At 47.4% G+C, this 22,275-nt stretch carries 14 protein-coding genes; 2 read left to right on the top strand and 12 right to left on the bottom strand.

What is annotated here, in order from left to right; translation table 11 throughout:
* Window positions 1–32: 32 nt before the first annotated feature.
* The 7 genes from CALK_RS03215 to CALK_RS03245 all read right to left on the bottom strand — a co-directional run bounded on the left by CALK_RS03215 (window position 33) and on the right by CALK_RS03245 (window position 10,429).
* A complete protein-coding gene (locus CALK_RS03215; protein ID WP_081697969.1) occupies window positions 33–2,117 on the bottom strand; it encodes a TonB-dependent receptor family protein in 2,085 nt (694 codons plus the stop codon).
* Window positions 2,118–2,586: 469 nt separating this feature from the next.
* Entirely contained in the window at window positions 2,587–6,588 is a 4,002-nt protein-coding gene (locus CALK_RS03220) for a protein O-mannosyl-transferase family (RefSeq protein WP_022636217.1), read from the bottom strand.
* A 4-nt stretch (window positions 6,589–6,592) separates the two neighbouring features.
* Window positions 6,593–7,036, bottom strand: a complete 444-nt coding sequence (gene nusB, locus CALK_RS03225) for a transcription antitermination factor NusB (protein ID WP_022636218.1) — start codon at window positions 7,034–7,036, stop codon at window positions 6,593–6,595.
* Window positions 7,037–7,043: 7 nt separating this feature from the next.
* Window positions 7,044–7,508 (bottom strand): 6,7-dimethyl-8-ribityllumazine synthase, encoded by a 465-nt coding sequence (ribH, locus tag CALK_RS03230; protein WP_022636219.1) that lies wholly within the window; start codon window positions 7,506–7,508, stop codon window positions 7,044–7,046.
* Window positions 7,509–7,529: 21 nt separating this feature from the next.
* Complete coding sequence (locus CALK_RS03235) at window positions 7,530–8,825, bottom strand: bifunctional 3,4-dihydroxy-2-butanone-4-phosphate synthase/GTP cyclohydrolase II (RefSeq protein ID WP_022636220.1); 1,296 nt, start codon at window positions 8,823–8,825, stop codon at window positions 7,530–7,532.
* The gene (locus CALK_RS03240) at window positions 8,822–9,475 is read right to left on the bottom strand and encodes a riboflavin synthase (RefSeq protein WP_022636221.1); all 654 of its coding nucleotides are present in this window, start codon (window positions 9,473–9,475) and stop codon (window positions 8,822–8,824) included. The genes CALK_RS03235 and CALK_RS03240 overlap by 4 nt, the downstream gene beginning before the upstream one ends.
* The gene (locus tag CALK_RS03245; protein WP_022636222.1) at window positions 9,476–10,429 is read right to left on the bottom strand and encodes an ACP S-malonyltransferase; all 954 of its coding nucleotides are present in this window, start codon (window positions 10,427–10,429) and stop codon (window positions 9,476–9,478) included. It lies immediately after the preceding gene.
* Between the two features lie 154 nt (window positions 10,430–10,583).
* Between CALK_RS03245 and CALK_RS03250 the strand changes: the two genes are divergently transcribed.
* Together CALK_RS03250 and sppA are read left to right on the top strand one after the other, a co-directional pair.
* On the top strand, window positions 10,584–13,199 hold the full coding sequence (locus CALK_RS03250) for a LysM peptidoglycan-binding domain-containing protein (protein WP_022636223.1): 2,616 nt from the start codon (window positions 10,584–10,586) through the stop codon (window positions 13,197–13,199).
* Between the two features lie 2 nt (window positions 13,200–13,201).
* Window positions 13,202–14,092, top strand: coding sequence for a signal peptide peptidase SppA (sppA, locus tag CALK_RS03255; protein ID WP_022636224.1), 891 nt, complete (start codon window positions 13,202–13,204; stop codon window positions 14,090–14,092).
* On the opposite strand, the gene CALK_RS03260 is transcribed toward sppA, so the two are convergent.
* The 5 genes from CALK_RS03260 to CALK_RS03280 form a co-directional block, all read right to left on the bottom strand.
* On the bottom strand, window positions 14,089–16,338 hold the full coding sequence (locus CALK_RS03260; RefSeq protein WP_022636225.1) for a hybrid sensor histidine kinase/response regulator: 2,250 nt from the start codon (window positions 16,336–16,338) through the stop codon (window positions 14,089–14,091). The two genes, sppA and CALK_RS03260, sit on opposite strands and share 4 nt — an antisense overlap.
* A gap of 86 nt (window positions 16,339–16,424) precedes the next feature.
* Entirely contained in the window at window positions 16,425–19,982 is a 3,558-nt protein-coding gene (locus tag CALK_RS03265) for a hypothetical protein (RefSeq protein ID WP_155851776.1), read from the bottom strand.
* A 79-nt stretch (window positions 19,983–20,061) separates the two neighbouring features.
* Window positions 20,062–20,598, bottom strand: coding sequence for a DUF4402 domain-containing protein (locus tag CALK_RS03270; protein WP_022636227.1), 537 nt, complete (start codon window positions 20,596–20,598; stop codon window positions 20,062–20,064).
* A gap of 2 nt (window positions 20,599–20,600) precedes the next feature.
* Complete coding sequence (locus tag CALK_RS12010; protein WP_022636228.1) at window positions 20,601–21,410, bottom strand: hypothetical protein; 810 nt, start codon at window positions 21,408–21,410, stop codon at window positions 20,601–20,603.
* Window positions 21,411–21,485: 75 nt separating this feature from the next.
* Window positions 21,486–22,130, bottom strand: a complete 645-nt coding sequence (locus tag CALK_RS03280; RefSeq protein ID WP_022636229.1) for a DUF4402 domain-containing protein — start codon at window positions 22,128–22,130, stop codon at window positions 21,486–21,488.
* Between the last annotated feature and the right edge of the window lie 145 nt (window positions 22,131–22,275).

Raw genomic sequence — 22,275 nt, forward strand, 5'->3', positions numbered from 1 at the left:
TCCGAAGCAAGACTTTTTGTACCCTTTTCCCCTTAGAATGAAACCGTTGAACCAATCATAAAGGTTCTCCCCGCACCGGGAAAAATACCCCGGGGAGAACGAGAGGAGATGTACCGGGCATCCTCAATATTTTTGGCTGTACCAAAAACGCGCACCCGCCCTACCTCATAGGAAATATCACTATTCCATACATGATATCCGTCAATTTTACCTGCTCGGCCGTTGGGTGTTCCCGTGGAGAGGTTCTCATGATCCGTATATTGTGATGACACCGCAGTGAGGGAGATGCCTGCAGTTATTCCTCCGGTGGAGAACCCGAAACGTGTATTTACAGTGTGTTTCGGCGCATAGGGAAGACGGTTTCCGTCGAAGGTTACCTGCTCGTTATCACTATTAAAGAGGTCACTTCTAAATTCTGCCACAGGCACCCATGTCCAGTTTGCATCAAGACTGAAAAACGCCGGAAGATCCATAACAACCCCGGTTTCAACACCTTGATTAAGACTTTTTCCGGCGTTTGTATTTTGTGTGGCAGAGGCTCCGCCTGCTTCACTGGCGGCAATTATTTGATTATCAAAATCGTAGATAAAACCGGTCAGTTCATACCGTAGCCAATCCAGTGCGCCGCGTACCCCAAGTTCATAGTTTACACTTTCTTCTGCCTTAAGTTTTACCTCATTGCCCGCTCCATCAATTGCATCCTGCACTCGTGGTGGCGCAAACCCCCGATGAACCCCACCAAACACCTCTGCAGCATCACCAAAGGTATATCCCGCACTAATACCGGGAATAAAAACTGCATCATCACTGGTGGTTTCTATTGATACGGGGGCATACTCCTTTTGATGGTGTGTTCGTGTTTGCTGATAATACTCAAAGCGTGCCCCGGGAGTAATACGGAGGTTATCCGTAATATCTATACGGTTCATAGCAAAAACAGCCACATTATGTACTTCCCGCGTGTCGTGTTCACGCAACAACCCCTGAGTGCTTGTGAGAGGGTTTACATCGAGGGTGTCATGAACATCAATTCGGTTATTCTGCATCCGTTCATACTGTGGACGTATCCCTGCTTCAAGATAGTGTTCCATATCGCCCATGGAATGGTCAAGGGAAATACGACTGTCTACCCCGGCAACGCTGAACTCTCGAACCCGTCCGGAACGCCATCCTTCCATTTCATTTTGTCCCGTTGCGGCATTAAAGGAAAACTCCTCACGAAACCAGTCTCGATGTGCATTATTTCCATAGATAAGAGTCTGTACTTGAGCTCTATCTGAGATCCAGGCACGATGGTTTATATCCAGTCCAAACCGTTCAACCTTCATGTGATCGTGATCGGCACGATTGAGCAGAGGATTGTGGCGGTACTCCTTGTCCGTAAGACCGATATACGTGTGATTTGCAGATTGGTCATAATAACTTGCTTTCACCGAAAAGGAGTGCATTTCGTTTGGGGTGATACTGCCCCGTGCAACAATATCGTTTACCGTAAAGGGCATATCCCGCCATCCTTCTCCCTCCTTGCGAAGCATGGAGACGGATGCGGAAGTGGTATCCGTTGCGACACCAAAATCAAGTCCCACTGATCGATAGCCACGGTTTCCCGCAACAGCTGTTAGATGGCCGGAAGTACCTTTTTCGGGGCGCTTCGTTATATAGTTAATTGCACCACCGATAGTGGAAGGCCCATAGCGAAGAGAGCTACTGCCTTTCAACACTTCGATCTCTTTCATACGCTCCACGGGAGGACTATAGTAGGCCGCCGGATCTATGAAGGGCCCAAGCTGCACGGGGGCCCCATCTTCAAGAATCAAAACCTTCTTGCTCATATCAGGATTGAGCCCACGAATCCCAATGCGAGGGTAAAACCCGTACCCGTCTGTTTCTACCACATGTACCCCGGGGGTTGTTCGAAGCGCATCTTGCGTGCTTAAGGGTTGTAATTGCGCCAGGGCTTCTTCTGAGATACGTGTATAGCTACCGCCAGTAAAGGATGTTGTATCACCCCGGGTAGTGACAATATCAATCTGCGGCATCTCTTGGGGCTGTGCAGAAAGCATGGAGAGCGTCGTTAAAATGCTCCCTAATCGTTTAAGCTGTACGAATTTGTTCATCTTGGTCTCCAATTCTTTGATTGTTTATCTACATTGTCGCCTAATATACAACAGGGTTGCAGAACATGTTAGACGCAACTTACTTTTGTCGTCTTTTTATTTGATCTCATCGGATTCGGTAAAAAAACCTTCTTTGGAAAAGCGCTTTACCCTGGTGACAAAGTATTTCTTAAAAGGAACCCCTCAGTGAAAGAGACAGAGTATATCTTTATATACGCTGAAATTTATACGAGAGGAGCTGCATATGAAAGTGTCGAAAATTGTTAAACTTGTGGTAGTTTTCAAAGCGGTAAAATACATATACAACCGTTTTTTTTCTACTTCAATCCCTACTCATTACGACGATTAACCCATCAAAGAACGGGGATCTCTCCCCGCTCTGTACACAAAAAAAGAAGGTCCTGCAAGGGACCTTCTTTTATATTCTTTTCGTCAGCGTATGGTAAGGGGGGCACCCACAATTGCGTAGTTACTGACGTGTAAGATACTCCGCGGGCAACATCTCTTCCATCTCCTGTTGTAGAAGACGCACCCGTTCCATATCGCCCATTTCTTCAAGAATACCAAGAAGCATGTGATATAAATCAGCATTTTCAGGAATACGACATGCATCAATACCGGTTCGAAGAGTAGCGATAGCCGCTTCAACATCTTCTGCAGCCCGATAAATCTCAGCTTTCGTAATATAGGACATGGGGAATTTCGGCAATAACTCTATGGCCCGATCGGCGTAGTACAACGCTTCTTCAACATGTTCATCAAACCCCTGGAGAAGACGGTCTAACTCATCTTGGGCACGAACTTTTTCACCCTCTATTTGACTGATCTGCTGTCGAAGAGAGTGAACAAATTCAGCTTGCTCCGGACTCCCCTCGGCCTCAAACTGCGCAAGGCGTTCCCGCCGCATGGGAAGAAGTTGCTCCGCTTGACGAATCATTTGTCTATTCTGCTGAATCTGACGCAGCCCGGTAAGCTCATTTATGTAACGAAAATACATAAAGACATAGTGACGGACTGTTTTCTCCGCCGTCTCACTAAGCACAACAGACTCATCACCGGAGATACCACGGAACTGGTACACACTATCCATAAGATATTTTGTTCGTTCCATATCCATTTGATTTCCCCGACTCCGCCGAAGACGACGAACCATACCATGGGTCTCCATATAAGGCTCCAGCCCCATGAGATCACTCCCTTGCGTCCCAAAAGCAAAGTAAAGTGGCTTCTCCCAAGCATTCTCATCAACAATCTTCAAAAGCATCTTATTTGATACCGAAAGAAAGGGCTTCTGATCGTAGGTTGGCGGAGTAATACTAATATTTGCATTCTCCAAAAATTGAGGTCGCGGTTGTTGTTGCGGTTCAAGATCAATCCCATATTCATTCCGGGACGGAGAAAGCTGATCTATCTCGTAGTCGGAAAGGGTAATAGGAACTCGGGGCTCAAGATCACGCAATTGGCGAATGTACCATTTTGTATTTAAAAGAGAAAAATTCACCACACGCACATCACGCCGAACCCCGGCTGCTTCCTGAATAAACCACAGAGGAAAGGTGTCATTATCGCCCCCCGTAAACAGAATTGCATTCTCTGAACACGAGTTGAGCAAGTTATAGGCATAATCGTAGGGTATCCAGTCATGACTCCGGTCATTTAACTCATAGTTTTGAGTGAGAGGAAGAAGGGGAGCCACGAGGAACAGGGCTGCAGCAAAGGGTGCTACCAGCTCTTTTACCTGTGGTACAGGAGAGTAAAACAGGGTAAAAAGAATTCCTGCCACGGCAAGACCAATCCACATACCAAAAGACATAAACCCGGCAGTGTAGAAATAATCCCGTATGCGCACTTCCCGATGCACAAGTCGCGCCTCTGGCTTATTATCCTCCAATTGAGAGATGACACGATCAACCTCATCAACATTTACCTGGGGATTATTCAAGGCCATGACCCGAATTTCTTGAAACTCATCCAGTCGCTCCTGCCACTGCTCTACCTGTTGTTCATACACCTCAACATCGCGGCGAGAATCCGGTCGAGTCCCGTCTGCAAAGTTCATGTAGAGGCCAAACGCAATGGTTGTGGTTACTAAAAGCACCGTGAGCATTATGGTTGCGGGCTTGTTTTGCCCATACCAGAAGTAGATCCCCCAGAGCATAATAAGAGTTGGGATGAGGTACACCAGAAAAGCAAAGAAAGAAAACGCACCGTGATCTCCCAGGACAGTATTGCGCATACGTGCACCGGGGCGAAAGTGCTCATCCTCGGCCGTGGCCATACGATCTTGATAGATATGATCACCGAAATGAAAAAACTGCGTAAGATGAAACCCGAGATATCCCATATGCCCATCAAAGCCAAACTGCGTTGTTACATCACCACGACGATGAAACATACGAGTAATCATAGATTCGGTTCCATACTGTTGCCGCTCAAGAAACCCGCGAAAATCATCCCAGTGGAGATCAAACACCGAGGCATACCCAAGGGCCTGTTCAAAATCTTCATATGCTGCACGACGTTGGGTGTCCTGTTCCAAGGCAGCACGGAATGCTTCATACGAAGCAGCAGCATCAGGATGCTCTTCAAGGGCTTCCAAAAACTCTTCATAGGCATCTTTGCCAACACGGTTTCGCCGAACTGCATCCATGTAGCGCATACGCAAACGTGCCAACTCTTCATCGTCCTCTACGGTCTCGACGAATTCTCCATACTGCTCCGCAACGGGCCCACGCGATTCGGCAAGGGTTCGCTCAAACTTCGCAAGAAGGCTATCACCATGAGGGGCATTGTTTTCTATGGCAGACACAAGGTCGGTATAGTATGACTGAAACCCTTGTTGTTCCAAAGCATCCTGCAATTCATTATACGCATTTTGAAGGATGGGGGTTTCCCGTAGTACTTCCTGTAACTCTTCATATACACGGCTTCCTTCACGAGTGGTACGAGCCCGTACAAAGTTACGATACAAAGCACCCACTGTGTCATGGGAGCGAACCGTGCGGATATACTGCACATAGGATTGACGCAGATCCGCCTCACCAGCACGCAAGGAATTTGTAAAGGCTTCATGCAATGCTTGCACCTCCTCACGGGGAGCCTCTTCTTCCAAGGCATTCTGATACATCTCAAAGGCGTGGGCTTGTTCATCATTCTCCGCAAGAGCATCCATAAACGCACGACGATATGTAACTAAATCGGTTTCTTCAAGAGCCCTTTGGAATGCTTCATACGCCGCATGAGGAGAGAGATAGTCACCGGTAAGACTTCGACGTAACTCCCGCCAAAGGTCATACGCCTCTTCATGCTCCTGCAACGTCTCCTGAAAGGCTTCATAGGCAGGTCCCGCTTGATTTTCCTCTGAAAGAAGTGTTTTGAATGCCTCATAGGCGTGTTGAGAGCGATTCCGATTTCCCAACTCAATGGTCGGATGATTCTCATTAATGACGGGTTCCATGGCTGAACGAATCGGGATGAACGCGTGAATAGAAAACCCCAACAGTGAAAACACAACAAGGGAAAAGACAAAACGCCATCGCCGCAACGAAGCTTCAATGCCTTCTGTGGTAAAAAAGGCATACACAGTCATACCTGCAAACAAAAGAAAAGGAGCAAGTCCAATAAGCCCACCGACATTCAACTCTCCCGCACCATGAGCAGTAACCAACTTGTACATCACGAGGGATACCGCCACGAGCACATTAACCACTCGCGCTGCCATAAGAGGTAGGTAGGTGTATAAGCCGGTGGTCAACAAAAGAAAGGGGGCTATAATAATAAAGGAAGAAACATCGTAAGCGACACTTCCAAGAATGAGAGCAATACACCACAGACGCCAGTCTTGACGCATATCCCGATCAATCAACATTACATAAGCCATGACGGGGATAAGAGCAAAAAGGGCCATCATATGGATGCCGATACCAAGAAAGGCAATGTATGAAAAAAGTAAGAGATATCGATCGCGATTTGACTCCGTCGATTGGGCCCACACAAGTGCGGTATATACCCCAATCAGAACCGTAAGAATTGAGGGAATATAGACAGATGCCTCTACAGCAGAGAACCAAAAGGTGTAGTTAAACACACCGAAAAAAGCACCCACAACACCAGAGATATAGAAGATTGCCCGATCTGCTCGTTTTTCAGGTGTTCCCCAAGTGGCCCGTAAAATACGGCCGATGATTAAGTAGATGAACAGAGCACTAAAGGCCGCCGAAATAACAGAGATACTATTGATACGCTGTGCCACAGGAATTTCGGTGACACTGAGAAGTATTGAAAAAAATCGTCCCAGTACTATATAAAAAGGGTTTCCCGGAGGATGGGGAATACCAAGAATATGCGTTGTTGCGATATACTCCCCGCAATCCCAGAACGAGACCGAAGGCGCCATAGTACTAAGGAAAACTAAGAAGGCGGTAAGAAAAACCGCACATCCAATAAGACGATGGGCAACACTGTGTTTCACAAGACTACTCCTTGTTTATTTTTTGAATTTCATTCTTTGCGGCATCGAGCACTCCATTAATAAAGGAGGCAGACTCATCCGTCCCATACTCCTTTGCAATTTCCACCGCTTCGTTAATTACCACTGCAAAGGGAGTTGCATGATCGCTAATAATTTCAGCGGCGGCAAGACGAAGGGTATTCCTATCAATGGAGGATAACCGCGTAATATCCCAGTTATCTGTATAATCAGACAATACTTTATCAATATGGGTAATATATCGCACCGCAAGGACACAAAGGGACTTTGCAAAACGAATTGTGTCATTCGATGATAGTCCTGCCTCAGGAATACTGCTTACGGCCTCAAATACATCTACGATAGATGCACTGCGATTATGCTCATAACTGTACAACACCTGCAAAGCCAGAATTCTACCTTTGCGCTTCTGCGTTTTACTTAATTCCATGAAGTTCCTATAGTTTTTCCAAAACGTTAATCATTTCAATAGCTGTTACGGCTGCATCAAAGCCCTTATTCCCCGATTTTGTACCAGCCCGCTCCACAGCCTGCTCGATAGTGTCTGTTGTAAGAACACCAAATATAACAGGCACCCCGGTTTCAAGAGAAACCTGCCCAATACCCTTCGCAAGCTCACTGGAAACATATTCAAAGTGCGGTGTGGCACCACGGATAACCGCTCCAAGGCAGATCACCGCATCATACTGCTTGCTCACCGCAAGCTTGCGAGCTGCCAGGGGAATCTCAAAGGCACCGGGAACCTTTACCACGGTAATCGCATCGCTCTGCACCCCGTGACGAATCAACCCATCCACGGCACCGCCCTGCAGTTTTTCTGTGATAAGGTCATTAAAGCGCCCCGTTACCAGAGCAACCTTTCGCCCCTTACCCGTAAGCATTCCCTCTATTACCTGTGCCATTATCTGCTCCTTTACTTCCAGTTACAGTGTTTCCAGGCCGAACCCTGCAAGATCAGAGCGGTCATCATCTTGCGACGACTCCTCCACGTTCTCAACAGATTCTTCCTGCTCTTTTTCGTCTACAAAAAGATGCCCCAACTTGTCTCGTTTGGTACTCAAGTAGGCACGATTATGTTCACACTCTTCTGTCACAATGGGAAGTCGTTCTACAATCTCTATCCCATAGCCTTCGAGGCCAACAACCTTCCGCATATTATTTGTAAGAAGACGAATCTTTTCTACCCCAAGTTCATTTAGAATCTGGGCACCAATACCATAATCACGTAAATCATCTTCAAAGCCAAGTTCATGATTTGCCTCAACCGTATCATAGCCGTCATCTTGCAAACCATACGCCTTTATTTTGTTGGCAAGGCCAATGCCGCGCCCCTCTTGACGCAAATAAATGACTACCCCGCGCCCTTCACGGGACACCTGCTCCATGGCATGGGCAAGCTGATTTCCGCAATCACATCGCAAAGACCCAAGCACATCACCGGTAAGACACTCGGAGTGCATACGGGTTATAACCGGCTCACCGGAAGAGATATCCCCAATAAACAGCGCAACATGGGTTTTACCGGAGAGGGTATCTTCATAGGCACGAATGCGAAACTCACCGTGGCTTGTGGGCATATTTGCCTCGGCACTTTGGACAATTAAGGTCTCGGTGCGCCGTCGATACCGCACAATATCCGCCACAGAAATAATGGGGATTGAATGGGTGTGTGAAAACTCATCTAATTCAGGACGTCGGGCCATGGTGCCGTCTTCATTCATAATTTCGCAAATAACAGCAACCGGCTCTAATCCGGCCAGCTTTGCAAGGTCAACACTTCCTTCCGTCTGACCGATACGCTGCAACACTCCCCCGGGCTTGGCCTTCAAGGGAAACATATGTCCCGGAATAACAAAGTCTGCATGGGTCGAGTTTGGATCGCTCAATGCGAGAATTGTCGTACTTCTATCCTCGGCTGATATTCCCGTGGTGGTCCCTTCACGAGCTTCTACGGATACCGTAAAGGCGGTCTCAAGATAGGCCGTATTGTTACTGGTCATCATGGGAAGTTGCAACCGCTCAATAACAGGAGCATCGCAAGCAGCGCAAATAAGCCCCCGACCATACCGAGCCATAAAATTCACCTTTTCGGGCGTGGAAAACTGACCGGCATAGGCAAGGTCACCTTCATTTTCCCGATCCTCATCATCCACAATAATAACCATACCACCCTGTTTATATACTTCAATGATGGCCTGTATCTCTTCAAGGGATTTCAAAACCCACTCCTTTGCAATAAATTCATAAGACCAGTATCTCCCCGCCCCTCATCATCTTTTGATGTACAGCGGAGAAGTCGTTCAACATAGCGGGCGAGAATATCGCACTCAATGTTTACCTTGTTGTGTATTTTTGTACAATGAAGATTTGTTTCTTCCATAGTAACGGGGATAACAGAAACCCAAAAACGCCCTTTTTCCTGACGGGCTATGGTCAGTGAGATACCATCTATTGCCACAGAACCTTTGGATACAATATAGGGTTCATGGGCAGCCGGAATATCAAATCCGTATAAGAAGGAATCTCCCACAGGGCGTATTTCCACAAGGGTCGCCTGCGTATCCACATGCCCCTGCACAATATGTCCATCAAGACGCCCTCCCACAGCAAGGGCCCGTTCCATATTTACAACCCCCCCATGAGATACAGTGCCCAAGGTGGTGCTTGCAACCGTTTCAAAGACAGCCCGAAAGAACAGCTCTCTTCCGCGAGACCGCTCTACCGTAAGACAGACACCATTTATGGCCACGGAATCCCCCCGTGAAACGTCGTAGGGGTCGGTTTGAGGGGTAATGCCCATTACCAAACTTCGGTTTTCACGAAAGATGGTCGTTACAACACCGGTGGTCTCTATAAGCCCGGTAAACACTTATACCTCCTGCGCTGTGATAAAGCGATTCAACGCCTCAACAGTGGAGAGACTATGGTAGGAGGTTATTTTTTTCTGCAGACCGTTCGCACGAAGGGTTGATTTTAAAATCCCCCCCGGCCCTAACTCGTATACGGTGGTACACCCATAAAAATCAACGGCTGAGGTAAGACATTTGCCCCAATATACCGGAGACACCAGTTGGTCCGCAATACGTTGGCATATCACCGATGCAGACACCTCACAGGAACCGGTCGCGTTCATGATGAGCGGTATGGAGGCATCATGGAACGTACGAGTGGGAGCCCATTCAATAAAAGCGGCACGAGCCTCTTCAAGAAACGGTGTGTGCCAAGGACCATTCACGGCAAGTCGCTTCGTACGGAAGGTATGGGAGCGCTCCAAGGATGCAGCAAGTGTATCAAAGGCACGAACAGTCCCGGAAAGCACCAGCTGTTGCGGAGCATTTATATTCGCAATATAGAGTTCTTTATCCAGTCCCAGACGACGAATCTCTTCAGCAACCGTATCATACTCCAGAAATAACGGGACAAACATTCCTCCCGTAACCGCTGCGGCACATTGATCCATGTGAATTCCTCGAAATGCTGCTGTTTCAATGGTCTCTTCCGGAGAAAGAACGCCGGCCACACCGAGAGCACTAATCTCTCCCAGGGAGTGTCCCAGAACATAATCAACTTCCACACCAGCATCTTGTAAGAGAGCGTAATAGGCCAAGCTTATGGCTGTGATAAGCGGTTGGATGTAGGCAGACCGGCAAAAGGAGTGCGAATCCATATCTTCACCAAGACGTGAGAGATCTTCCCCCGCATAATCACTGGCTGCTTCCAAGTAATAGGGGAAACGTGACGCCGTGCATGAAAGAAGGTCACGTCCCATTCCTGGGAAATGCGCCCCTTGTCCGGGAAGTAGAATAATCCGGGTCTCTCCCATGGCCTCACCATCTGAAAAACGAAACATTACTAGGGTGGAAAATATATCAAATATGTATGCATCCCAAATATTTGATTATTTTTTTATACAATACGCTTTTACTACAGCTCTACGAAAACGTATTTTAGAAACATTCAACAAATAAATGGGGCCTATGAAAACACCACTTCTTTTTTGTACAATTGTAGGTATTCTCCTCATATCTGCCTGCTCTCCCGCCATGCGCGAGGAGCGCGTGAGAAGCCGCGCTGAGGTGGTCCGTGACTCCCTGGAACAAACCCAAGAGCCCCGAAAGGACCTTCCGGAGGATGAAAGTCGCCTCATCACCGACCCTATTGAGGTGCTCTTAATTTCTGATACACTCATCTCTGCAGCGGAATTATTTGCCATGGATGGCGACTTTTCCACGGGGAATGAGTTGGTACAACTTGCCTTTGAAGTGCTTTTATCGCACGAAGAAATTTCTCACCATGAAGACCTTATCGCGGAATTACGCATTTACGAACGCATGGGGAATTTTTATGTCAATCTTGCCCCCGAAAGCTATCTCGACTCTCTGCCCGATGAAATAGCCCCCTACGTTACACAAATGCAGCTGGAATCTGTTATGAGTAGTCTCGACACGACGACCATGGATACCGCCCTTATTCCCACAGACTGTTTTTCCGCCCCGTATAATATCCCCATAACCCATAACGCACGGGTCAACGCGGCACTATTGACACTCCTTGCAGAACATCGACGGCCCTATATGAACCGTCTCCTACACCGGGGGGAACAATTCCGCCCCTTTATGAATGAGATCTATGAAGAATACGGCCTCCCCACAGATCTCACCTATCTGCCCCTTCTTGAGAGCGCCTTTAATCTCAAAGCGTATTCCGTGGCACACGCCTCGGGAGTATGGCAGTTTATTCCTTCAACAGGAAAAATCTTTGATCTCCGTCAGAATTACTGGATTGATGAACGACGCGACCCCATAAAAGCAACCATTGCATCTGCCCGGTATTTTTCTCGGCTCCATGGACTATTTGATGATTGGTATCTTGCCTTGGCAGCCTATAATTGTGGTGAGGGACGGGTCCGACGAGAACTAAACCGCTCCGATGGCGATACATACTGGGATTTAGACCGTCTTCCCCGTGAAACCATGAACTACGTGCCTCTCTATATTGCCTATCAAATTATTGCCAAGAATGCCCGCTGTTTTGGCTTTGACTACGGTCCCGTGGAAGAGCTCTACACTTTCGATACGGTCATGGTGTCAGACTGCCTTGACATGCGGAGAATTGCTGAAGGAATCGGCGTTACCTATGATGAGCTACAAAGCTTAAACCCCCACATTCTCCACTGGGCAACTCCGCCTAATATGGATGATGTTATTTTGTATCTGCCTGAGGGAACACGGGACGCCTTCGATACCTACTACGCCAGCCTTACCCCAGCAGATATGGTTGAGTGGTATCGGTATAAAGTGCAACCCGGTGACAACCTCAGCACCATTGCCCGTACGTTTAATACCAGCGTCAGCGCCATTCAATCCATTAATTCCATGCGGAGCAGTCGCATTGTGGCCGGACGGTATATCTTTATTCCCGTTGAATCAACCCAGGAGGCAGAACGACTGTTAAAACAGCGGGGGAAGCCTCAGGACACGGGAAGACAAAAACGAAGATATCGTGTTTCTGCCGGAGAAACAGCCTCTGAAATAGCTCATACCATGGGAGTGTCCCTTTCTGATATGCGTTCTTGGAACCCCGATGTGTCCCTTTCTCGTATACGACCAGGACAAATACTTACTATCTACACCGACCATGATCATGCCAAAACCCATCGGGTCGTCTCCGGAGATTCTGGATATGCCATTGCACGGAAGTACGGGATCAGCCTCGACGAATTACGCCAACATAACCCAGGAAAAAATCTCGCCCGCCTCAGTGTAGGAGACACGCTCTTTCTGGGATCTCCTGAAACAGGAACACCCCCTGAGTCTGCTTCAGCAAAACCAAGCCGGAACCAAAAACAGTACCACAGGGTGGAATCGGGAGAAACAGCCTATGCCATCAGCAGGGAGTACGCGGTCTCTCTTGACAGCCTGCGATCATGGAATGCAGGACACGATCTAGGGCGCCTTTCCATTGGTGATACTCTTACCATATTCGGAGAACAACCCAAAGATGAAACAGCGCACCAAGAAACTACTCCTCCTGCCGAAGAACCCTCTTCCTCTTCTTCAGAGGAAAAAGAAAAGCGTTACTATCGGGTATCCCAGGGAGAAACTCTTTTTTCCATCTCGCAGGCTCTCTCTGTTCCGGTAAGTTCACTGATTACCTGGAATGACAAGGATGTACACGCTCCGGTAATCCACCCTGGGGAACGCCTTATCTACTATACAACCTCTCAGGCCCCACAAGACCACATTCGATACCGTGTCAACCGTGGTGATAGCTATTTTAGCATTGCCCGAAAATTTAGTACCTCAGCAAAAGAAATTGCCGCCGCGAACAACCGGGACACCACGGAGGTTCTTCGCGTTGGGGAGATTCTTCACATTCCTGATACAACAGGGCCCCGCCCCTCTCAAGAAAAACCAGCAGCCGCATCCGACTCCGCGGAGTTGACAACCTACACTGTCCAGCAGGGAGATAATCTCTGGAGTATTTCACGTGCCTTTAATACAACCGTACATGAAATTTGCGTCACCAATAATATTGAAACATCAACACGTCTGTATCCCGGTGATACCCTACTGATACGTCAATCGGAGTAGTCATGAAAAAATATCTCCCTCTCTGTATAGTGCTCATTGCTCTTATCGGTCTTCCGCTTCTTATTGCCCTTGTAAAGGTACATCTCTTTGGTGACTACTTCGATGCATACGGACGTGTATCGCCATTTCAACATCCTGTAATCGGTGTGGTTACCATCGACGGCATCATCATGGATTCCCAAGATATTGTTGAGCGTATTGCAAAATTGGAACGAACCCCTACGGTGAAGGCTATTCTTGTGGAAATAAACAGCCCCGGTGGAGCTGTTGCCCCATCTCAGGAAATATTTGAGGCCCTGCACGCATCTACAAAGCCTACGGTGACAACAATGCAGTCGGTTTCAGCTTCGGGGGGATACTATATAGCTGCCGGTACGGATAAAATTTTTGCCAACCCAAGTACCCTCACCGGCAGTATCGGTGTTATTATGCAACTGCCCCGATACGACAACCTTCTCAATACACTTGGCGTTGAAATGCGGGTAATTACCGCGGGAAATCGAAAAGACGCGGGCAGCCCGTATCGATCCATGAGTGATGGAGAGCACGAATATTTCCAGAATATCCTCACAGAAACCCATGAGAGATTTATTGCTGATATTGCCCGTGGAAGAGATATGGACAAAGAAGATCTTTCCCTCTATGCAGAGGGTGAAATTTTCACGGGAACAACGGCATTCCAGCATGGATTAATTGACTCTATCGGAAGCAGCGCCACGGCCGTCCAATATATTATTGACACCCTTGGTCTTCCCGCTCAAACCCCCATGGCACGGAAAAAAGAACCGCACCCACTGTTGCAGCATCTTCAGGAAAGCTCTTTGTGGAATAGAGTTTTTGGCTCACAGAGATTGGAAAGTGGCCTGTATTATCTTGCCCCGTCTCTTCTCTAATCATTTCTTCCAGAATTCGGCATGGTTCTCTGTAGTACTGCAGCAACCATACGGCTCAACTCAACCCGATTAAAGGGCTTACTGATAAAGCCATCAAGCCCCTGTAAATACAGGCTCTGCAAAGCTTCATCACGGGAAAATCCCGATGAAATAATAATCTTAATATCCTGCCGCACACGGCGAAGCCGTTCAAAGGTATCCCGCCCACCCATAACAGGCATAATCATATCAAGAAGAACCAGGTCAAAGGTTTCAGGCTCTCTTTGAAACAGCTGTAATCCTTCAAGGCCATTCTGCGCACTCACGACCTCATAGCCCAGAGACTCTAACATGGCCGTGGCTGTGTAACGCATAATTTCATCATCATCTATAACCAACAATAGCCCCGCTCCATGCACCACCTTCTCTGAAGTATCCCGCACCTCACCCGTCAGAAGCACACGGGGAAAATAGAGACGAAAGACCGTCCCAACCCCTTCTTCACTATACACCGTGACAGCTCCGCCATGATCCTGCATGGCGCCATATACTGCAGACAAACCTAAGCCGGTGCCCTTACCCATCTCTTTCGTGGTAAAAAAGGGTTCAAAAATACGCTGCTGTACCGCAGAAGACATACCGCATCCCGTATCACGAACAGCTATTTCAACATACTCCCCCGGTGAAAGGGAAAAGGTACTTTTTTCACAATAGGCAGCATCGAGGGATACTATGCTGACACGGTATTGAAGTGCCCCCCCGCGAGGCATGGCATGACTTGCATTAATTCCCAAGTTTATAAGAGCATTCTGTAGTAAGGTTTCATCTCCATTGATATACACGGAAGAACCAATCGTGTTTTGTACGGTAATATCAATAGATTTATCAAGGGTTCTTTCAAGAATTTCCTCCGTTTCCTCTACGAGAGAGACGACCTCCATCTGCCGTTTTTCCGCATCACCTTTCCGAGAAAAGGAGAGTAATTTTCGGGTTAATCCGGCCCCCCGATCAGCGGTGGTACGAATGAGTTCGGCGTAGTTTTCACGCTCCTCACGGGAAAGATCTTCACTGGTGAGCAATTCCGCAGCTCCAAGAATCCCCCCAAGAATATTGTTAAAATCGTGGGCAATCCCCCCGGATAACTGACCAAGGGCATCCATTTTCTGAGACTGATTTAATTTTTCCTGTAGGGCTACCTCTTCGCTCATATCGTGAAATACGACAACCGCCCCCATAACTTCTCCCGATGCCGCACGTATGGGAGCAGCTGAATCTCCAATATGATACTCCTGTCCATGCCGTGAGACAATAAGTACGTTTCTCTCAATACTCTGTGTCTTTCCTTGAGATATGACCGTATCAATAGGACTTACGACCCTCTCACGAGTATGGGCATGAATCAGATGAAATACTTCGTCAAAGGGGGTTCCCTCCACTTCTTTGAAGGACTCCCCCGTCAATCGCTCCGCCACAGGATTCATACGTGTAATACACCCGGCCATGTCCGTGGTTACGACGGCATCCCCAATTGAGGCAAGAGTAACCCGTAAATCTTCTTCGCGCTGTTGGATTTCCTGCTCGGCTTGTTTTTGCATTAAAAGATCGTGCTTAATTCGACTGGCCATTTTTTCCAGAGCATCAACAAGACGATCGAGTTCGTCTGTACCACGCCTAAAACCGTTTCTTTTTAGAACGATCTTTGCCGGAGAGTTTTCAACATCAAATGTTTCGACATACTCCATAATAGTCCGCATGTGTTTTCCAAAAAGAACATAGAAAAGCCCTAAAAAAAACACGGCCAAAGTGATCGTACGTCCCAGCTCGCCAATAACCATCCCAGGAATATCGCGAAGAATTGTTTTGCGAAGAGACTCCTCCGTGCCAAAGAGAGCAATATCTCCCACATGTACCGGTGGGTCTTGGTACACATGGTAAATATTTCCAGACACAGAGAGCTCATCCACGTGATCCTCTCGATCACCGTACGTGCGTATTCCTCCCCGAAGATCAGAAATTTTCACCCCCACCACAGAAGGTGAGTTGGCCATACTCTCCATTTGCAGTTGAATGGAGGGCTCATCAAAACGCCATAGATTCTGACCGAGAGTAGCCCCGTGGGTTTCCATGAGATTCTGCAATTCAGCCTGTATATCGTCCAATCCGCGAACATAGCGATTGCGAATTTCTATACCCGATACGATAACAGTGGAAAAAATACTAAAGAGAGAGAGAAGTAATACCAGCTTAAACTGTAGACGATTTCGCATGTCCCATCCTTCTTATGTTCCCTTGAGGATATCATAAAAACATGGATTACACAAGTTTTTTCCGCACCCCCTTCGTAATTCACCCCTTATTCACCAAGGTCTTTCCCAGTGTCTCCCATGGGCTCTGATACCACAGGGAGAGAGAGCGTCTGCGGCGTACCCGTTGGGTCAATACGAAACACAATGGGAGTAAAATAGTCATGAGCTGTTTCATCAATAAGACGCGGTACCGAGCGCAGGGTATACTCACCGGGGGGGAGTCCTCCAAAGGAGTAATATCCTGTACTATCGGTATAGATAACCGTTACCGGCTGCATATGATGATCAACAATTTCAATGGGGATATCTTGCACCGCACGCCGCGAAGCAAACACACCCAGGGAAACTACTGCCGTATGGGGTGATGACTCTTCTCCCATAATACGGGGACGGGGCTGCTGAATTCGTATACCCTCAGGAGAAAAACCAAGGGTGTCAACAAGATAATCCTTTGCTTTTTGAGCCGTTTTTTCAGCCTCTTGATAGGTATAGGAATCCATCATTCCCCCGGTGGAAAGAACAAGATCGTAGGTTGTTTGAATACGCAGGGAAAACCCTTGAATAGAGGAAAGGGTAGTGGCACTATTCTCTAAAGCCGCTCGGTCACGTTGCGTGATACTTGGAGTATCTTCCGGGAAGGATATTGAAAAAGTTCGTACCATATCATCAGGAAAATAGGAGTCACTACGATCCGGCACATGGTACATATATCCCGCAACTTGTACAGCAGGAGTATCGGCAACCACCGTAAGATCCACCCCATCAACAAAGTCACCATCATATTCCGCCTCTATTTCAATAGTTGGTATTTCCTGAGGAGGAATGTAGAAGCCCCGTTGATAGAGAGTCTGCAAACATGGACGAAGGGAGTATGTTCCCGGCAAAAGCCCCATATAACTGTAGTATCCATCACCTTCTGTTGAGACGGTCTCAATAATTCGCCCCGTCTCATCAAGAATAGTAAGGGGCATTCGTCCTGCTGCTGAACGGGTATAAAATTGAGATCGCTCTTCAGATGAAAGCTGTTCCCATTGTGGAGGGGGAACAGAAAAATCATCTGCCCCACGAAGAAACACCTTGATCTCTTCCTTCTTTGTCCACGCATCCTGCTCCTGTTCAGTCGTATCATGGGGAGCCCTTTTCATGGCAATTTGCTTTTTTGTGATAAACTGACGATCTTCTAAGAGTTGCGCCAAAGCAGTTAGGCGGTGTGTTTGCAGCAGCGTATCCGTGCCCTGAGCAACCAGCAGAATCTCTGCTTTGGGATTATTTTCAACAAGGTATTGATACTCCCGGATACGCCTGTATTCTGCTTCTGCTAGATATATTTGCTCTGACTCATACGCTACTGAAAGAAGCAGAGTATCATCCATCGGGAGGGGACGCTCATCTCTCCGAGGATAATCAATAGACACCGAACCGGTAACCTCTCCCACAACATGCACCGGTATGTATACGGTTTTTTCCTGGTGCGGGTCAATCTCCACACGAATTTTTTCAAAGGGAAACTCCCAACCAATGTAAGGAAGATCCAGTTTCTTGAGAGAAATATCATGTCGCGTAAAGGATGACGTAAGAGGGATTCGTGTGAGTTCTTCCCCGCGCTCAAGGGAACGATCATCCGTGGCAACCGGTATGAAAAGAAGGCTGTCACCGGGGTCAAACTGATGAGAATAATTTCTGTCAAGAAAAGGTTGTAGCACCGCTGTCCCTCGGCGTAAGGACGGTTCATGCGTGAAAGAAGCCTTCTTGCTTCCCCCCAAAAGCACTGACCCAGAAGCTGATTGAGAAAACTGTATTCGCTCTGGAGTACGATGAGCTGCATAGGTAGTACGAAGTGCGGGAAAATCGTAGTTGTATGTCAAGGATACGGTATTACTTCCAGAGGAAAGGGCATGTTCAACCTGGGCGGTAAGAATCCCCTTTGAAAGACGTTTTGAAGCACCCATGGTAACTCTTTGCCATTTTCTCTGCGTAAGATCACAATATACGGAAGAACGAAGGGAAAGCCCCGCAGATGTTCGATACGATAAAGATTGCTGATAATTCGTATGTGCGCCCCGCTGTTCTACCCGGCGTATAATTGAGCTGGAGCGAAACCTCCCATAAGCAAGGGATAGGGTGCCAGAAATTTCTGTTCGCTCAAAGGACGAATAGTACGTACGACCAATTCCCGTACGGACAAATCCGGAAAAGGGAGAAATACGATACGGTATATGGACCCTGCTTCCCCAAGAATGGGTTGCCTGAGAAGACCGATTCTCTTCATGATACACCGTCGCGTCATTCATCACGGAGAAACGTGGGGATAGCCTGAGATTCAGAGAGAATCTATCGTGCTGCTCATATATTCGTTCATAGACACAAAAAAAACGCCTATTTGGCTGAAAGGCTACACGAGAGTAAGGAGTAAGACTCTCTTTCGTTGTGTCGTTGAGGTACTCCAGACCTCCGGAGAGTGTCATATATCGATTTAATCCGTAGTGAAAGGATCCCTGCATAAATGCACCGTCATCGTCATACAAGGCTCCACCGGAAAGGGTATACCGAAAGGTATTTAACCCCATAACTGCATAGGGGGTGTTTACTGAGACATACTCCTCTTCTTCCTCTCCCGATGGCCCGTAGGCAATAGTCTTAAGGTCAGTGCGCCCCTGCATAATAGGAACATCAAAGACAAAGACCCCTGCGGGATCAGCCGTGGCAACGTCTATGAGAGTACCATTGAGATACAGCTCTACCAGCCAGTGCGGCTCCGTATATCCGCTATAAATATACTGCCCGGTGGAGCGTTTTTGAGTAATGGGACTATTTGTTATACGTGCCCCATGAATACGTTGTGAGGAAACTGTTCCCGCACCAATGCGTCCCAAAACAACCTGCCTCACAAGGTTCTTTGAATCATCAGCCCATCGCCACTGATATGAGAGGTTATCCTGATGCCACGGTTGTTGATCAGAAAAGGAGGTCTGTATGGTTGTCTCTCCACCCAGAAGTTCTGTCCCAAGGCCAATTCCCACGGTGTTTGAAACAGCATTATCGGTGGACTGCCGACCGCGGTAAGACCACTGTAAATGGCCGTGCGGAACAGCCCAATTGTATATCCGTTCGTATACCGTATCAGGAACAAAGTCTTTTCCCTGCATACGTAAGGCCTCTTCACGAATACGTTGTAAGCGCATCTCCTTAAAACGTGGGAGTTCAAACTCAGCCTGTAGGCTCAACCGAAAATTCCTGATATTGAGATCTGTGTGAATGCCGAAAATTTCTCCAAGCAACTCATTTTTTATATATAAATGATCATTATACAAAATGAGCTCATCTCCAACAGCATAGGTTTTATCTTCAAAGATAATGCTTTGATCTGTATGAGATACACGATATGTTCTTCCCTGGTTCTCTATCCAGCCGGAAATCGTTCTTCCCCGATCATGCTTTTCATAATAGAGATCAAGCTGAGAAAAAAGATCTTCCATATGAATATAGGTGTCAAAATCTTCTGTAATAAGGAGAAACACTTCAAAGCCCCAATGCCGATCTAAAGACACCGAAACGGGTATCTCATCAAAGGAGCTGAGGCCGGTATCATCCAGGGAATAAACCATGCATACCATGCTCACCAGGAAAAGAGCAGCACCCTTTGCTAGGAATGGTGCTCCGAAGCGTTTTTGACAGAGGAAAATCTCATTGATGATCGATTTGCAGGACAATCCCACCCCAGTAACTCCCCCGTCCAATGGTCGATGGAATATCGAGACAGCCCCCGATAGAGAGTATCTGCATGGTACACCCATTTGGTAAAAGCGTATCCTGTACTATTTCTATGTCGTGAGGCGTAAAATCCATTCTGTGGTCGGTATAGTTTGAAAAAACGCCTTCTGAAAGCAGAGAAATAATGACAAGAGAGGATTGCGATTGCTCCATATCGGGACAGAGAGTAAGCGAGAATTGTGCTGGCTGCCCCCGCGCAGGCATGTCGATCACATCAACAGCTCCCGTGCCAAAGAATCCCCCAGCACTGGTAATAGTAACACTGCCGCCGGCACCTCCTACAAGAAAGGAACCCATCTGCATATCCTGTACTTTCTCGATTTCCAAAGACATCTCCGCAGGAACATATACTTCGTGTTGATCAAAAAGATGGAGCGGTCCTGCAGAAATAACCAGGACAAAAAAACAAATACTACCGAGAACGAGCAAGGCCTTACTACATCCCCCCATAATCACAACTCTATGAAATGTTCTGCGAGGGGAGAATCCTCTGCAGCATCTTCCTCGAGAAGTCGAAGCCGAAGAGTTCCTGTGGAAAGGGTCTCATCAAGGGGTATTTCATAGGTTCGCTGAGAAAGTTCATGGTATATAAGCACAGCTTCACGGCCGACTCGTACAGGATCACTCCCGTCCTGTGGCAGATGCTCTAGCAGAAGAGATCCTACAAATTCCCTATTTCCCGTACGTTCCAAATCTACCACCAAGGAAGGGCTACCGCTTGAATCGGGCTGTACATACCCATTCTCTATGGAGGAACGAGAAGAGGGAGTACCAACATGAATTCGTACGGGGATAGAGACACTCACCACAGTGTTAATTTGTGTACCCAACCCTTCCCTCTCTTCCTGCGACTCCTCTATGCGGGATTCCGACACTGGCTCGGGGGTAAACAACAGATGCGAACGATACTCTCCTTCCGCCATATCCGAACTTCTGCGATACTGAATAATGACCGCTTGACGTTCTCGGGGAGGAACCACAATGGATCGTGGATAGATCCGCAAGTAAGGGCTGGCAGGGCGATGTGTTTCTGGTACAGAATCAATTGAAACCGTGGAGAAAGATCCATCTGAATGCATAATTCTCTCAGTAAAACGAATAGTATACCGTGCAGTATCACTACCCACATTCATAAAGGAAACATGCTTTCTCCGTACATTGTCTGTAAGCAGGGCACTTCTATCAAGCATGGCCAACATACCGGCCGACGAAGACGTAACAAATACAGCAAAGAAAACAACCGTAAAAACAAAATGGTTCATGGGGCACTCCCGAGATGATATAGAAATAGCAGGCAGCGGAACCCCACTACCTGCCGAAATATTGACACAACCGGGTTAGTTATACTCTACCATAACGGTTATATCACCGGTGTATGTTCCAACCCGCTGATCTCCAGAAATACCAAGAACTGCCCCCACGGAGACTACATCATAATCATCGATATTGCCATCAGCAAGGGTATTATCAAAACTATTATCAGATGGATCAAATGCTTCATCAACATTTGCTGTACTCATGGTTCGTCCTTCACCGCCCAGAACGGCGAAATTGCCGATTTCCATGGTGGCTGTTGTTTGATCTTCAGCACCAAAGGCGGGTGGGTTTTCAAGGGTTGCTGTCTCGGGAAGAGTTACAGTATACCCAGTTCCATCTTCACCACCCCATACAACGAACTGCAATTGTGACGCTTCAGTATCATCAATTTCCCCGCCCGTTACACTTGCGTTTCCATCTCCTTCACCATGTGCTTGAGGTTGGATTTGTGCTTGTACCGCTGAACCAGTTCCGGCCAAAGTAATCAATCCAAAATTCATCTCTGAAAGTATTTTTGCATTTATTTCCATGCGCGCAATTTCTACTTGTGCTTCAGAGGTAAATTCAACTTGTGCATCTCCCGTAAAGGTTTGGCCAAAGGACATGCTTACAAAGAAAATGAGAGCAAGGGCAATACTCGCTACGTTGGTTTGTACATTTCTCATAATAAAACTCCTGTTGATACGTATGCCGGCCCGTCATCCCTGGGGACCGACCGTTTATTTTACTAGTAAAACCAGTCTTTGCACGAACAAAGTGTATGTGTGATCCCCCTTTCTGGATACAGTGTGAATCGTGCGAAGCCTGACT

It is taken from the genome of Chitinivibrio alkaliphilus ACht1 (assembly GCF_000474745.1).
Taxonomy (GTDB): Bacteria; Fibrobacterota; Chitinivibrionia; order Chitinivibrionales; family Chitinivibrionaceae; genus Chitinivibrio; species Chitinivibrio alkaliphilus.

What these genes read in the sequence shown, in the direction of transcription:
- CALK_RS03265 (WP_155851776.1), bottom strand. Translation starts at nt 19,982, where the DNA reads ATGGTTTATTCCCTGGATGATACCGGCCTCAGCTCCTTTGATGAGATA.
- nusB (WP_022636218.1), bottom strand. Translation starts at nt 7,036, where the DNA reads ATGGAATTAAGTAAAACGCAGAAGCGCAAAGGTAGAATTCTGGCTTTG.
- ribH (WP_022636219.1), bottom strand. Translation starts at nt 7,508, where the DNA reads ATGGCACAGGTAATAGAGGGAATGCTTACGGGTAAGGGGCGAAAGGTT.
- CALK_RS12010 (WP_022636228.1), bottom strand. Translation starts at nt 21,410, where the DNA reads ATGAACCATTTTGTTTTTACGGTTGTTTTCTTTGCTGTATTTGTTACG.
- CALK_RS03280 (WP_022636229.1), bottom strand. Translation starts at nt 22,130, where the DNA reads ATGAGAAATGTACAAACCAACGTAGCGAGTATTGCCCTTGCTCTCATT.
- CALK_RS03215 (WP_081697969.1), bottom strand. Translation starts at nt 2,117, where the DNA reads ATGAACAAATTCGTACAGCTTAAACGATTAGGGAGCATTTTAACGACG.
- CALK_RS03270 (WP_022636227.1), bottom strand. Translation starts at nt 20,598, where the DNA reads ATGGGGGGATGTAGTAAGGCCTTGCTCGTTCTCGGTAGTATTTGTTTT.
- CALK_RS03260 (WP_022636225.1), bottom strand. Translation starts at nt 16,338, where the DNA reads ATGCGAAATCGTCTACAGTTTAAGCTGGTATTACTTCTCTCTCTCTTT.
- CALK_RS03245 (WP_022636222.1), bottom strand. Translation starts at nt 10,429, where the DNA reads ATGGGAGAGACCCGGATTATTCTACTTCCCGGACAAGGGGCGCATTTC.
- sppA (WP_022636224.1), top strand. Translation starts at nt 13,202, where the DNA reads ATGAAAAAATATCTCCCTCTCTGTATAGTGCTCATTGCTCTTATCGGT.
- CALK_RS03250 (WP_022636223.1), top strand. Translation starts at nt 10,584, where the DNA reads ATGAAAACACCACTTCTTTTTTGTACAATTGTAGGTATTCTCCTCATA.